This window comes from Rhodococcus sp. ACPA4 (assembly GCF_002300185.1).
GTDB lineage: Bacteria > Actinomycetota > Actinomycetes > Mycobacteriales > Mycobacteriaceae > Rhodococcus_F > Rhodococcus_F globerula.
On sequence record NZ_NSDY01000001.1, the window covers coordinates 3425816 to 3439367 of the forward strand.

Sequence of the window (13552 nt, forward strand, 5' to 3'; positions counted from 1 at the left end):
GCCAATACCATTCCAGAGAACGAGAACTTAGGAGAACGATGCCCAGCCAGAACGCACTCACCGATCGCACCTTGGTCATTTCCGGCGGAAGCCGTGGAATCGGCCTTGCCATCGCCACCGCAGCAGCCAAGTACGGAGCGAACGTCGTTCTGCTCGCCAAGACAGGCGAACCACACCCGAGACTTCAGGGAACCGTGCACACAGCCGTCGAAGGCATCCAAGCTGCCGGCGGAAAGGCCGTTGCCGTCGTCGGCGACGTCCGGAAAGAAGAAGACGCCAGGCGCGCTGTCGCCGTCGCGGTCGAGAATTTCGGTGGCGTCGACATCTGCGTCAACAATGCGAGTGCAATAGCCCTCGAAAGCACGGAAAACCTGCCGGCAAAGAAGTACGACCTCATGCAGGAAATCAATTCGCGAGGCACGTTCCTACTCACACAGGCCGCCCTGCCACACCTGCGCGAGTCGGAAAACGCACACATCCTCACCATCGCACCACCGGTGAACATGAACCCGTACTGGCTCGGCGCGCACCCCGCATACACGCTCTCGAAGTACGGAATGAGCCTGCTCACCTTGGGCTTTGCGGCAGAATTTGCCGACGCCGGCATCGCCGCGAATTGCTTGTGGCCACAGACGTACATCGCCACTGCAGCGGTCGCCAACATGGCCGACGGAGACAGCCTGCTGTCCTCGTCACGTAGTCCGGAAATCATGGCCGACGCAGCCGTCGAGATCTTCTCCCAGCCGTCCACGAAGACCACCGGCAACTGCTTCATCGACGCCGATGTACTCATCGAGTCGGGAATCACGGACCTGTCGGTCTACGGCGGCGGCGACAATCCGCAGCTTGATCTGTTCCTGGACTGATTCGAACACACTGCAGCGGGTGTATGTGATCGTAGGTAACATACACTCGTTGTGGCCGAAGCACGGCTGCCGACTGCGAGGGGACAGCTGTGTTGGATACGAGGCGTTTGATCACGAGTGCACGTAACGCGTGGGGTCTGACCTTCGGCGACGGCATCGAAGGGCGCCGGCACTCCCCGTCCACCCTGATCTCCGAAGGTCCGCACCGCGATCTGTACCGCTTCGGAGAAATCCAGGGACGACCCGTACTCCTGGTGCCCCCGTTGGCTGTCCCCGCATATTGTTACGATCTCCGGCCCGGCCAGAGTCTCGCTTCCCATCTCGTTCGAGGTGGACATACGCCGTACGCGCTCGACTACGGAACGATGCAATACACAGATCGGCACATGGGATTTGAATCCTGGATCGACGGCATCATCCCCGACGCCATACGCGCGGTCTCCGAATTGCACGACGGCACAGACATTTCCGTCATCGGATGGAGCCTCGGTGGAACCATGACGCTGTTGACCGCGTCGGCTCACTCCGACCTGCCGATAGCGTCGATCACAGCGATCGGCACCCCGGTCGACTACACCAAAATTCCCACAATCAGCCCACTTCGGCTGATCGGTGGATACACCGGCGATCGCCCACTCACGACGGCCACCGATCTGATCGGCGGGCTTCCTGCTCCCCTGGTGCAAGCTAGTTATCGCGTGACCGCGCCACAACGGGAACTACTCAAGCCGTGGTTCATCGCCAAGAACCTGCACAACACCGAGACCCTTGCCCGCATGGAATCGATCGACACCTTCATGGCGGACATGCCCGGCTACCCCGGGCGGGCATTCAGGCAGATCTGTAGGCAACTCATCCTGGGAAACGGGTTGTACAAGAACACAATCGTTCTGGGAGGCCGAAGCATCGACCTGTCCGAACTGAATGTGCCGGTACTCGCCATCGGCGGAACATCCGATGTCATCGCACCCGCCGCCTCGGTGGCGGCAATCCGGTCGGTCCTGACCGGATCACCGTCCGTTCGATTCGAGGAGGTGCCGGGAAGCCACCTCGGCATTGTGGCCGGCCCGACGTCAGAGAACTCCACCTGGGCGCACATCGACAGCTTCTTGAAAGACGTTACCCAGCAGATGGTTACGGCTCTCTAGATACACGTTCACTTCGCCATGTCGAGCCAACCCACAAAGCCGGACGGGTCGTGGCGCCCCATGACGGCGTGTTCGAACATGCCCCACCCCTCGGACCCGTTGCAGGTTGCCCGCGCGATGTGGTCGATTGTTCCGTAGGGAAGCTTGGCAACGATCGCCGGGTCGGTGAGGTCGTACACCGACGACGAGCTCCAGTTACGGCCGCGCCATTCTCCATGCGTCCAGTCGCTGTCGCCGCCGTAGCCGGCACCGACGTTGAGAGCAACAAATCCGATGGTGTCGATATCGACAACCAGAGCCTCACCGGCCGGCGTAGTCAGGTGAATACGTGCGCTCTCGGGATGCCTGGTCCCGGGTCGGTACGCGATTTCGGTACGCGGCCAACCCAATTGCTCGACTCGTCCGTCCGGGAAGGTCCGCGTCGCGTGGCTCAGAGTGCGGTAGCCGTCGGGGCTTTCCTGCACGATGATCATCAGCGCAAAATCGTCGAATCGAAGCGGCACATACGTCCACCAGTGACCGCCGGGGGGCTCGTCGCCCATGCGGCCCGCTGGATCCGGCTCGCCGACGGGTCTGATCCCCCACGAGCGGTCACGACTTCCCGTCCAGACTGCCGGATCGACGGCAATATCGGTGCCGCGCACGCTCATCGTGCCGGACCAGCTTCCGACCTGCGCAAAGCGGGTGGCGTCGAGGATCGCTCGCGGACCCGACATCAAAGTGTGGTGTTCCTCGAGAACCGAATCGAAGGCACCCTCCCATGTCATGTCGAAGGAAAGGTCTTCATGTTCGCAGACAACCCGCAAGGTCTGCAGCGGCTTGATCACCTCGACCCGGTACCCACCCACTTCGGTTTTGGTCGATGCACCGTCATGCGCATCCGAAAACCGCACTGCCACTTGCGTATCACCGGTGCGGACGGTGGCAAATGCGTCGACGACGCCGAGGTTGGGGTACACCCCGAGTCCGGTCACGAGGAAGACGTCCCCGGTGCGGTCGTGGGCGTTGAAGTAGCATCGGTCGTAGAAATTGCGGTCCGTGCTGGCAACGCGCGCCATGGACAGCGGCGCCTGGTGCACTGGGTATTCGTCCAGATCGATCGGCTTCATTTCTTGTCCCATTCGTAGGTTCCATCGATGAGGTCTGCAAGCATGCGGTGATGCAGTACGTATTCGTCGGGATTCTCCGGAGCCTCTATCTCCCCGAAGTGGATTCGACGTCGAGCGATCTGTGACATGACGATTCCGTGCCGCAACGCCGCGTACACCAGATAAAAGTCGAGGTCACGAACCGTCACACCCGTCGCCTGCTCGTATTGTGCGACTACGTCTTCGCGTCGGAACATCTTCGGCAATCCGGGCATGGAGAACTGTTCCGCCAGGTCCTGGAACTGACGGTGGAAGAATATGAACCAACCGAGATCAACTTCGCGCGGCGCCCCGGCTGCTGATTCCCAGTCGAGGACCGCGACCGGAGTGGTCCCTTGGAACATGATATTGCCAACCCGAGAGTCACCCCAGCACAACACATCTGCACTCGGCTCTTTCGGCCAGTGGGCTTCGAGCCATTCGAAAGCAGCTTCCAACAGCGGGATTCGTAGTCCGTCGTCGCGGCGGGTCCAGTCGTAGTATGCACGCTCGCCCTCGAAGTGTCGGCACAGGCCTGACATGCCACTCAGAAAGGGCAGTTCTGCGCCGATTCCGTGAATCCGCGCCAGAATATCGATACTGCTCGACTGAACACGCGCCTGGTCTTCACTGCTCGATTCCAGAAGCCATCCACCAAATACGTAGGGCGGGTTGTCCACCGGGACTGCGCCGGTCACTCGGTCCATGACCAGGAATGGGGTCCCGAGGGCTTCCGACGAGGTCTCGACCCAGCGAACGTGCGGGACGGGCACGTCACTTCGCTCGCGTACCGCGGTCAGGACGTCGAACTGATATTGGAGGTCGTACGTGGGGAAAACAGGAAATGCCGAGACCTCAGGTGCCAGTCGCGCCACCAACTGTGCCGACTGCGGGGCTCCTTCCTCGGTCCAGTCCAGATCGAACAGCACTGAGACACTGGACATTCCCGAATGGGCCGGCCTGCTCACGTTGTACACACGCACATCGGTGGCGGCGCCGAGCGTTCCGACAAGCCACTTTTCGAGTTGCGCAGAGACAACCTCGAGGTCGGTCTCCGTTGTGGTGATCGACGCTTCCACGTCGTCCGGCATGCTCGTTGTCACTTCAGGGAGCCTTCCTTCACTTGATTCACGTTCGCGCCGCATCTTCGACTCCGAGAAAATCGCCGGCAGCGTCAAAAGTTCCGTGATTGGGCTAAACTTTCTGTACTGCAGGCCAAATATAGACTTGAGTTTAGTTTTGTGGAAGGTTTTCGGGAGAATTGATGACCGACGAACAGATGCCGCTCTCACGCCGCGAGCGCAACAAGTACGAGACACGCCAGCGACTCCTGAGCGCAGCCCGCACGTTGTTTGCCGCAAGGGGTGTTTCAGGTACGACGATCGACGACCTCGCCGAGGCAGCCGATGTCTCGCGCGCGACGTTCTTCAATTACTTCCCCAGCAAGGATGCGGTGGTCTCGGCACTACACGACGGCCACATGCAGAAGCTGGGCGTTCTGATCGACGGACTGCTCGAGCGTGAAATGACGACAAATGAACGGATTCGCCTCGTCCTCGAAGACGTCACCGACGCAACGCACAGATTCAGGGAGTACCTCCGCGCCGGCGAACTCGAGCGAGACCCGGCGCGCGAACAGATCAGTCCCGAACGCACCGAGCAGTTCCACGATCAAATCCGTCGACTACTCGATCGCGGAATCGTCGACGGCGAAGTGCGCACGGACTTCTCGGCCCATTTTCTCGCTCAGACAGCTGCTGCCGTGTATATCTCATCGGTTCAGTACTCGCGGCCGCCAGCAGCCGACAACACGGATAACACCGGCAGCTTCGACGACGCTCTACGTTTCATCGCCGAAGCACTCGAACCGCGAGACGCTATCTCGTGATTCCGGCTGCGACGGCACTCTTGTGCCAGTCCGGGAATTCGCTCAACAACCGTGAATAGAGCTCGGAGTCGGAAACGGAATCGATGTCGTCGAGGGCAAAGAACCCGGCGTTGTCGACCACTCGCCCGTCCATGTCGTCGAGCTTCTCGAGCACTCCGTACTTGGCCTTGCCGATCCCGACGAACTGCCAGAACGCCGGTAGCGCCGACGCGTCGCGCATCAGAGCCGTAATTTCCCGACGCTCGGTGAATCCTCCGTCGGTGAAGAAGAGGACAAGCGTTGGCGCCGTACCGGAGCGCAAGCCGGAGACGATTTCCGTCATGATCGGAATTTCGCGGTTGGACGCACCGATCGCGTCGTAGTCGAATCCGCCGTGCGATCCGCGCAGGTGCAGGTATTCCTCCGACCAGGATTCGGCGTCGTGCACCGATATCTCCGGAAGTTTGCGGAAGCCAACCGCATACAGGTACGGCTCGAGCTTGCCGTCGTCGTCGAGCTGAATCGCGACGGGGACCATTCGCTCGACGACCCGGTGCACCACCTTCGACCTGTACTGCTTGCTCATGCTGCCGGTTTTGTCGATCACCAGGATCACGCGGGCGCGGATTCCGTTGCCGCCCTTGGTCAACAGCACCTTCGCGACTTCGCGTTTACGAAGGTCGAGCTTCTCGCGCTTGACCATCGACAGCTTGGCTTCGTCGGGAACGCTGCGAATACCGTCCGTCGACGCTTCTGCAGGCTCATCGTCTACCGAGACCCCGAAAGTCGTTACCAGGTCCGCCAATCCCCCGTCCCACCCGGCTGAGACGTTGCGGATCTTCCATGCCTCACCGCGGCGGTAGATCTCGACCAGCACAGCCGCCCGTTCGGTGGTCAAGCCCAGCGCGGGGGCAGCGATCCGTTCACCGCCTGCCTGATCGCCCCCTGCCTGATCAACCATGGCCCCCAACTGCGGCACGTCGGCAAGAGCACCGGACACATTGCCGTCGAGCGCGACCGCAACGCTGAGCATCATGATGTCGGCCGGCACGCCGGCGCTGTCGATCTCGACAACTCCTCCGTCGCTCAGGCGTACCGCACCTTCCGGCGAATTCGGCTGATTGAAAAAGATGAAATCCGCGTCGCTGCGGACCTTGTTGTTGCCGTCGAGCTGGAAAACCATCAGGTCGACGCTGCCAGGGGCGGCACCCGTCACCGCCACTCTCAGCGTGTGTCCGTCGACCGTTGTGTTCGCTCCGCGTACCAACTCCATGCGGGAACACTATCGAGATCCGGACCTCTCAGAGCGTTCGGGAATAGATTCCACACTCCCGGCGTAATAGTTGAGTAAGCAATACTTGCGTAAGCAAATAAATCGAGGAGCGCGGGCGATGGACCAGGACAAACGGACGCGCGGCCGGGTGTGGCGCAATCTTGTCGTCGCGCACAGCGTCATCCTCGGAAAAATGGAGGCTGACCTGCGCGCAAGCACCGGGCTGACGCTCGGTCAGTACGACGTACTGCTGCGACTGCACGAAGCCCCCGGCAATTCACTGCGTATGGGCGACCTCGCCCAGCAAGTCCTGGTTACCACCAGTGGCGTCACCCGAGTCGCGGATCGACTAGTCAACGCCGGACTGGTAGAGCGGGTGCGCCCCGACGCCGACCGACGGGTCGTCACGGTCTCGATGACGCCCGCAGGCAAGGAAACTCTGCGAGCCGCATCTGCCATTCATTCGCGCGGAATAGCGGAGTACTTCGCCGACCTGGTCGAAGCGGAAGAACTTCCGGTCCTCGATCGCTTCTTCAGCCGCCTCGCGGCTCACCACACCACAACAACTGACACCTGTGATGTCGGCGGCACGCGCCTCCCCATCACCCCCACGACACGATAGAGAGAATCACCATGGCATTCGAACTCGGCATCTACCATTTCGGCGAACTCACGCCCGACCCCGAAACCGGCAAGACGATGAACCCCGGTGTCCACCTTCGACATTTGGTGGAGCAGGCAACCGTTGCCGACCAGGTCGGGTTGGACGTCTTCGGAGTCGGCGAGCATCATCGGACGGACTTCGCGGTCTCGTCGCCCGCTGTGGTGCTCGCCGCGATGGCGCAGGCCACCGACTCCATCAAACTCTCCAGCGCTGTCACCGTACTCAGCTCAGACGATCCGGTCCGCGTCTTCCAGCAGTTCTCGACGCTCGACCTCCTGTCCGAGGGACGAGCGGAGATCATCGCCGGACGCGGGTCCTACACCGAATCGTTCCCACTGTTCGGATACGACCTGTCCCAGTACAACGAGCTTTTTGCCGAAAAGCTCGATCTGCTCCTGAAACTGCGGGACGAGAATCCGATCACGTGGGAGGGACACCTGCGTCCCAGCCTCGTCGACGGTGACGTAACACCTCGGCCTGACCGTCAGATCCCGGTGTGGATCGCTGTCGGCGGCACCCCGGCGTCGGTAGTTCGGGCAGCCAAGCTGGGACTTCCGTTGTCGCTGGCCATCATCGGCGGTAGTTACCAGCAGTTCGAGCCCTTTGTCGACCTGTACCGCCGGGCCGCCGTGGAGTTCGGCCACGACCCGAAGAACCTGAAGGTTTCGATTGCGTCGCCAGGCTTCGTCGACACGTCGAAGCAGGCCGCTCTCGATACGTCGTACCCGTACTTCCAAGCCGGTTGGATGCAGAACCACCACCAGCGTGGCAATGGAGTTCCCATGCCGCGCAGGGCATACGAAGCGCAGGCGACAACAGCCGGAGCCTTCTTCCTCGGTGGTCCGCAAGAGATCATCGACAAGACAATGGCGCAGTACGAACTGTTTCACCACGACCGGATCATGATCCAGATGGGTTTCGGCAACGTTCCCCAGAAGGACATGCTCCGAGCCATCGAGATCCTGGGCACCGAAGTCGCTCCCGTCGTCCGCAAGGAAATCGAATCCCTGACACCAACCGAGAAGTAGGACAACTCATGACAACACCCCTGAAAGTTGTTGCCGTTGTCGGCAGCATGTCCCGGCCGTCGAAAACCCGGGCACTGGTCGACCTCGTCATCGAGACGATGGGAGATGTCGAGCAAGTCGACGCTCGGGTGATCGAGATCGTGGATCTGGTACCCGGCTTGGCCGGCGCACTCGATCGTGACCACGTCGACGCAGCCACCGCCGACGCGCTGAACGCGGTCGAAAACGCAGACATCGTGATTGCGGCGTCGCCTGTGTTCCGCGGTTCGTACACCGGAATGTTCAAGCATTTCTTCGATCTCGTCGATCAATATGCTCTCGCGAACACGCCTGTCATTCTCGCGGCAACCGGTGGAAGTGATCGGCATGCACTGGTTCTCGACCAGGCACTGCGGCCACTCTTTGCGTTCTTCCAAGCATGGACGGCTCCTGTCGGCATCTATCTCAGCGCCGGTGATTTCGACGGGACGACCATCCTCAACCCTGAGGTATTCGAACGTATCGACATGGCCGTCAAGGACGTTCTTCCGGTAGCCAGGTTGCTCGCGGATCACACATCGGTTTCCGCCTAGTTGGGTTACTCCGATGATTCTCGAGCTGAATCGCAGTAGCGTCGAGGAGAACCCTCATGTCAGGAGCCCATCATGACAAGTTCGGAACAACCCCCTCGGTCGCAACCCACCGCTGCGCAACCCACCGCTGCGCAACCCACGTCTGCAGCCTTCCCGCGGAACCCCGACCGCCCACCGGTCAATGCCGGGTGGGCGGTGGTGTCCTTGCTCTTCTTCTGGCCGCTGGCCTTCTCGGCTTTCAACCACGCGTTCAACGTGTATCCGTTGTGGGCGGACGGCGACGCGGACGGTTCACGCTACGCATCGGACCGGGTCAAGAGGCTTGGACAGATATCACTCGTGATAGCGGGCGGGCTGCTGTTGATCTTCGTCATCCTGTACGCGATCGCGGCAATAGTGTGGTTCGCGCAGACCGGCGACAGCGATTTTCATCGCCGCATGCGCTAGCGCAATACTCGCTGCGTGAACTCGACAGTCTGATCCATCGATGCAATCACGGACTGACTGTGGGGGACTCCCTGGATTTCTTGATACTCGAATTGCGTACCTCTGGAACGTAGATCGACGAGTTGCGCCCAGGTGAACGGAATGGGGAGTGTTGTGTCGGCGGTGGACTGAACGATGCGCAACGGCCGGTCGTAACCGTCGACAGGAACCTGAAGCATCTCTCGCATCAATTCGTAAATGTGTGGCGTCCACAGCGATTGAGAAAAGAGAGCGCCCAAGGGAACCCTCTCGCTTGCAACAGTCTTACCGATATCGACCGCACACTGCGTCGCAGCCTTCTCCATCCACGAAATTCCGAGGGGCGAAAGATACTGTCGGACATTCTCTTCCGGGCGCTGATCATCGATCCCACCGAGAAGGTAGAGGACATAAACCACGAGGCCGGGAATACCCAACTCCGGGAACAACGGGCCACCGAGCGGGAACAACCCCTCCAGGTGAGTAGGTCCGGCAACAACCACTGTGCCCCGGAAATCCAATTCCGGTGCGCGGGAACTTGCTTCATGGCCGGCGAAGTAGGCAGCATGCCCACCTTCCGACAGACCCGCCACCATCCAGCGTTCGTCCAGCACGTCGCCGTACACCTCGTGCGCGGCGCGAACGATGTCGATTGCGTTGGCACCCGCGGCTGGGCCGTCGAGGTAGGCCAGAGCGCCCTCGGTCCCGAGTCCCGAGTAGTCCGTCGCCACAACTGCGTAGCCCTCCGCCAACCATCGCTCGATGGGGCGTCGTTCGGTCTCGTAGAACCCGGCCACCGAAGGCGCGCAGCGATCAGCGCTGCCCACCGTTCCGTGGGCGTACGAGATCACCGGCCACCCACCCGTCGGCGGTGCCCCCTCCGGCAGGAATATCGAACCCGACGAGATTCCTTGCCGATCGGCCGTCCGAAGAGTTCGGTAGACAATCTGTTCGGAAACGGCGGCTCCAATCGGTAGCGTCGCCGCGGCGAGTGGCATATGAGAGACAACCGATCCCGCGATCGGTTCTTCCGCGCGCGCAACTGTCGCATTCAGTGACAGCGCTGTACACACAACCACCAGTGCCGCGCCGACCCTACTCGAACAGCCCATGTTTCTTTTCTCCATAACAATGCCCATGACGTGTACTCGGACATCCCATCATCTGCCATAACAGCCGTGAATTGTGGAGCTTCGCGGCGCGAGGTTCCGATTTCGATCGCCGGCGCATCGGTCAGTAGGCTGGGTTTCGACCACCTTTTCACCGGGACGGCGCACTCGATACGGAGTACACAGATGAGCACCGAACACCTCGATGTACTGATCGTCGGTGCAGGCCTGTCGGGTATCGGTGCTGCGTATCGCCTTCAAACCGAGCTTCCCGGAAAGTCGTACGCCATTCTCGAGGCTCGCTCGAACAGTGGCGGAACCTGGGATCTGTTCAAGTATCCCGGCATTCGCTCCGACTCCGACATGTTCACGCTGGGGTATCCGTTCCGCCCGTGGACCGATGCCAAGGCAATCGCCGACGGCCCGTCGATCCTGCAATACGTCCGGGACACCGCCAGGGAGAACGGTATCGATCAGAAGATTCGGTACAACCAGAAAGTGACTGCCGCGTCCTGGTCGTCGGAAACGTCGGTCTGGACGCTCACTGTCGTGTCCGAGGATCGGGAACACACACTCACCTGCAATTTTCTCTATCTCTGCAGCGGCTACTACAGCTACGACGCCGGATACACACCCGATTTCCCAGGCTTGGAAACGTTTGGCGGAACCGTCGTGCATCCACAGTTCTGGCCGGACGATCTCGATTACACCGGCAAGAAGGTGGTTGTGATCGGAAGTGGCGCTACCGCAGTCACTTTGGTCCCCACGATGTCCAAGAGCGCCGAGCACGTCACGATGCTGCAGCGGTCGCCGTCGTACATTCTCACGTTGGCGTCGAAAGACAAGATCGCGGATTCCTTCCGCAAGTACCTGCCGAGCAAGGTGGCACACAGTGTGGCCCGGTGGAAAAGCGTCCTGGTCAATCTCGGCTTCTACCAACTGTGCCGTCGCAGCCCGGCACGCGCGAAGAAGCTACTGAGCATAGCCGCCAAGCGGCAACTCCCCCATGATGTTCCGATCGATCCGCACTTCACGCCCGCCTATGACCCGTGGGATCAGCGACTATGCGTCGTACCCGACGGCGATCTGTTCAAGGCGCTGAAATCCGGCAAGGCCTCCATCGAAACCGATCGCATCGAGACGTTCACCGAGTCCGGGATTCGCTTGATGTCCGGCACTGAACTCGACGCGGACATCGTGGTCACAGCAACAGGATTGAAGATGGAAGCCTGTGGCGGAATGTCCCTCGACGTAGACGGTGAGCCGGTATCCCTTGGCGATCGATACGTCTACAAAGGCATGATGATCAGCGAAGTTCCGAATCTCGCGATGTGCGTCGGGTATACCAACGCGTCGTGGACGCTGCGGGCAGACCTGACGTCTATGTACGTGTGCCGCCTGCTCGCCGAGATGGACAAGCGCGGATACTCCACCTGCGTTCCGCAGGTAACCGAGGACATGGATCAACGCCCCATTCTCGATCTCGAGTCGGGATATGTGATGCGTGCCGTCGAACAATTCCCGAAGCAAGGATCGAAGTCGCCCTGGAACATGCGTCAGAATTACATCCTGGATCGCTTCCACTCGACGTTCGGGAGCATCAACGACCACATGTCGTTCTCGAAGAACAACTCGCGCGCAAACAGGTAGACCAGTCGAACGAGTCCCACCACCACACCGATGAGAAGGCACATCGCGGAACCTGCGACAACAGCACACAGCGCGCCGAAAACGATGATGGTCAACGCCTCCACACATCGACCGGCGGTTTCCGACCCGAGCACATGTAGCTCGTCCCCCGCTTCGTCCATGCACCCATCCTCTCCCTACCGTCCGGACGGTTTGTAGGGACTTTGGTCGCAAGTTGGATGAAAGAGACCAATCGTTGCAGGTCAAACGTTCAGTTGGCGCTCCGGCATACTCCGCCCCGACACCGCTGCGTAGTGTGTTCGCAGAATTCGACAACGCAGAATTCGACAACGGGGGGCAACACAGATGAAGGTCGTAATTTTCGGGGCAACGGGAATGGTGGGCAACAGTGTTCTGCGCGAGTGCCTGACGGATTCGCGAATCGACACGGTAGTGACCGTCGGCCGTAATCCGATCACGATCGGCGACGCAAAAATAGTCGACATCGTTCATCGCGATCTGCTTGATCTCACGAGCATCGAGGGAGACCTCATCGGCGCCGATGCCTGCTTCTTCTGCCTCGGTGCCTCGTCTGCCGGAATGAACGAAACCGACTACACCCGGATCACCCGCGACCTCACACTCGCTGCCGCGACGACACTCGCACGGCTGAATCCGCACATGGTGTTCGTCTACGTTTCCGGCGAGAGTGCCGACTCCACAGAGACCAGCACGACCATGTGGAAGCGGGTACGTGGCGCAACCGAGAACGCACTGCTGGCACTACCTCTGACCGTCTACATCTTCCGGCCGGGGTTTATCCGCCCGCACCCCGGATCACCGTCGAAGACGTGGTGGTACAAGGCGTTCTATCAACTGTCAGCGGGGTTGTACCCACTGCTGCGCATTGTGCTGCCGGCAAGCGTCACAACAAGTGAGAACATCGGTACGGCAATGATCACTCTCGCGTCGAACGCCCCTGATCTGCCCGATCGGGTCCTGCGCAGCAACAAGATCAACGAACTCGCGCAGCTCTGACTCTCCTACCTCGGTAGACGCGGCCTCGCGCAACCAACTCCACGGCAACAGCTACCGCGCAGGTTTGCGCCAACAACAGCCCTGCCAATACGAGGATCTGCACAGCCCCGGCCTGCACCGCGGATCCCGTCGCAAGCAGAACGCCGACAAACGCTCCGGGCAAAGTCACCAGGCCGACGGTTCGCGTCTGGTCGACTCCTGGCAGCAAAGCGTCGGCGGCGGCAGTTCTCGCCACCTCCCACCGGGCGTCGCGCTGCGAAAAACCAAGGCTGAGGGCAGCTTCGACCTCACCGTATCGGGAGTCGACGGCGTCGAGTCCACGTTTAGCGGCCATCGATGTCGCGGTCATAGCGCCGCCCATCACGATCCCGCCGATCGGCACGATCGCAACCCCCTCCAAGGGAACCACCCCTGATATGAGCATGAGTGGGAGCACAACGGCGATGCCCGCGAGCACAGCGGCACTCAGCCAAACGCCGGAGCGACCGGAGTTCGATCTACGCGCAGCCGTGAATGACGCGGCCGCAAACATCCCGATCAGCACGAGTACCGCCGACCAGAGGTGAGCGAGAGCAGCAGCCAGGATCAAGGAAATCGCTGCCAATTGGATGGCGCCGCGCACCAGCGCACCGGGGACGACACGAACACTGCCGATGCGAGTGAAGCGATAAACGAGCGCCGCCAACACCGCCATCGCCAGACAGAGCAGCCCGAGACGGATACCGGAGTCGGCTATCGACATGCTCATGACTCACAGTGTTCCGCA

At 60.7% G+C, this 13552-nt stretch carries 15 protein-coding genes; 9 read left to right on the plus strand and 6 right to left on the minus strand.

Going from position 1 to position 13552, the window contains the following annotated elements:
- Nucleotides 1-38 precede the first annotated feature (38 nt).
- Together CJ178_RS15450 and CJ178_RS15455 are read left to right on the plus strand one after the other, a co-directional pair.
- Nucleotides 39-866, plus strand: a complete 828-nt coding sequence (locus tag CJ178_RS15450) for an SDR family oxidoreductase (RefSeq protein WP_045064808.1) — start codon at nt 39-41, stop codon at nt 864-866.
- Nucleotides 867-955: 89 nt separating this feature from the next.
- Nucleotides 956-2014, plus strand: a complete 1059-nt coding sequence (locus CJ178_RS15455) for an alpha/beta fold hydrolase (RefSeq protein WP_095887066.1) — start codon at nt 956-958, stop codon at nt 2012-2014.
- Nucleotides 2015-2022: 8 nt separating this feature from the next.
- Here CJ178_RS15455 and CJ178_RS15460 read toward each other — a convergent pair whose 3' ends face one another.
- The gene (locus CJ178_RS15460) at nt 2023-3135 is read right to left on the minus strand and encodes a hypothetical protein (RefSeq protein WP_257013191.1); all 1113 of its coding nucleotides are present in this window, start codon (nt 3133-3135) and stop codon (nt 2023-2025) included.
- Nucleotides 3120-4244 carry a phosphotransferase family protein gene (locus CJ178_RS15465; protein WP_257013192.1) on the minus strand — a complete coding sequence of 375 codons (1125 nt, stop codon included), beginning with the start codon at nt 4242-4244 and terminating at the stop codon, nt 3120-3122. The genes CJ178_RS15460 and CJ178_RS15465 overlap by 16 nt, the downstream gene beginning before the upstream one ends.
- Nucleotides 4245-4405: 161 nt before the next feature.
- On the opposite strand from CJ178_RS15465, the gene CJ178_RS15470 reads away from it, so the two are divergent.
- The gene (locus tag CJ178_RS15470) at nt 4406-5029 is read left to right on the plus strand and encodes a TetR/AcrR family transcriptional regulator (protein WP_095887069.1); all 624 of its coding nucleotides are present in this window, start codon (nt 4406-4408) and stop codon (nt 5027-5029) included.
- Here CJ178_RS15470 and CJ178_RS15475 read toward each other — a convergent pair.
- Complete coding sequence (locus CJ178_RS15475; protein WP_095887070.1) at nt 5019-6281, minus strand: vWA domain-containing protein; 1263 nt, start codon at nt 6279-6281, stop codon at nt 5019-5021. The genes CJ178_RS15470 and CJ178_RS15475 overlap by 11 nt on opposite strands.
- A 118-nt stretch (nt 6282-6399) precedes the next feature.
- Here CJ178_RS15475 and CJ178_RS15480 point away from each other — a divergent pair, with 118 nt between their 5' ends.
- The 4 genes from CJ178_RS15480 (at nt 6400) to CJ178_RS15495 (ending at nt 8992) form a co-directional block, all read left to right on the plus strand.
- Nucleotides 6400-6903 (plus strand): MarR family winged helix-turn-helix transcriptional regulator, encoded by a 504-nt coding sequence (locus tag CJ178_RS15480; protein ID WP_092803581.1) that lies wholly within the window; start codon nt 6400-6402, stop codon nt 6901-6903.
- Nucleotides 6904-6914: 11 nt separating this feature from the next.
- Nucleotides 6915-7973: an LLM class flavin-dependent oxidoreductase gene (locus CJ178_RS15485; RefSeq protein ID WP_033237011.1), complete on the plus strand. Its 1059-nt coding sequence runs from the start codon at nt 6915-6917 to the stop codon at nt 7971-7973.
- Between the two features lie 8 nt (nt 7974-7981).
- Nucleotides 7982-8545: an FMN reductase gene (gene msuE / locus CJ178_RS15490; RefSeq protein ID WP_045064822.1), complete on the plus strand. Its 564-nt coding sequence runs from the start codon at nt 7982-7984 to the stop codon at nt 8543-8545.
- A 72-nt stretch (nt 8546-8617) separates the two neighbouring features.
- Complete coding sequence (locus CJ178_RS15495; RefSeq protein ID WP_095887071.1) at nt 8618-8992, plus strand: CD225/dispanin family protein; 375 nt, start codon at nt 8618-8620, stop codon at nt 8990-8992.
- On the opposite strand, the gene CJ178_RS15500 is transcribed toward CJ178_RS15495, so the two are convergent.
- Nucleotides 8989-10122: an alpha/beta hydrolase gene (locus tag CJ178_RS15500; RefSeq protein ID WP_257013194.1), complete on the minus strand. Its 1134-nt coding sequence runs from the start codon at nt 10120-10122 to the stop codon at nt 8989-8991. The two genes, CJ178_RS15495 and CJ178_RS15500, sit on opposite strands and share 4 nt — an antisense overlap.
- Before the next feature lie 183 nt (nt 10123-10305).
- On the opposite strand from CJ178_RS15500, the gene CJ178_RS15505 reads away from it, so the two are divergent.
- Nucleotides 10306-11769: a flavin-containing monooxygenase gene (locus CJ178_RS15505; protein WP_095887073.1), complete on the plus strand. Its 1464-nt coding sequence runs from the start codon at nt 10306-10308 to the stop codon at nt 11767-11769.
- On the opposite strand, the gene CJ178_RS32490 is transcribed toward CJ178_RS15505, so the two are convergent.
- Nucleotides 11682-11930 (minus strand): hypothetical protein, encoded by a 249-nt coding sequence (locus CJ178_RS32490; protein WP_133637934.1) that lies wholly within the window; start codon nt 11928-11930, stop codon nt 11682-11684. The two genes, CJ178_RS15505 and CJ178_RS32490, sit on opposite strands and share 88 nt — an antisense overlap.
- Before the next feature lie 184 nt (nt 11931-12114).
- Here CJ178_RS32490 and CJ178_RS15510 point away from each other — a divergent pair, with 184 nt between their 5' ends.
- Nucleotides 12115-12786, plus strand: coding sequence for an NAD(P)H-binding protein (locus CJ178_RS15510; protein WP_095887074.1), 672 nt, complete (start codon nt 12115-12117; stop codon nt 12784-12786).
- Here the strand turns inward: CJ178_RS15510 and CJ178_RS15515 are convergent.
- Nucleotides 12764-13534: an ABC transporter permease gene (locus tag CJ178_RS15515; RefSeq protein ID WP_045064832.1), complete on the minus strand. Its 771-nt coding sequence runs from the start codon at nt 13532-13534 to the stop codon at nt 12764-12766. The two genes, CJ178_RS15510 and CJ178_RS15515, sit on opposite strands and share 23 nt — an antisense overlap.
- Nucleotides 13535-13552: the final 18 nt, after the last annotated feature.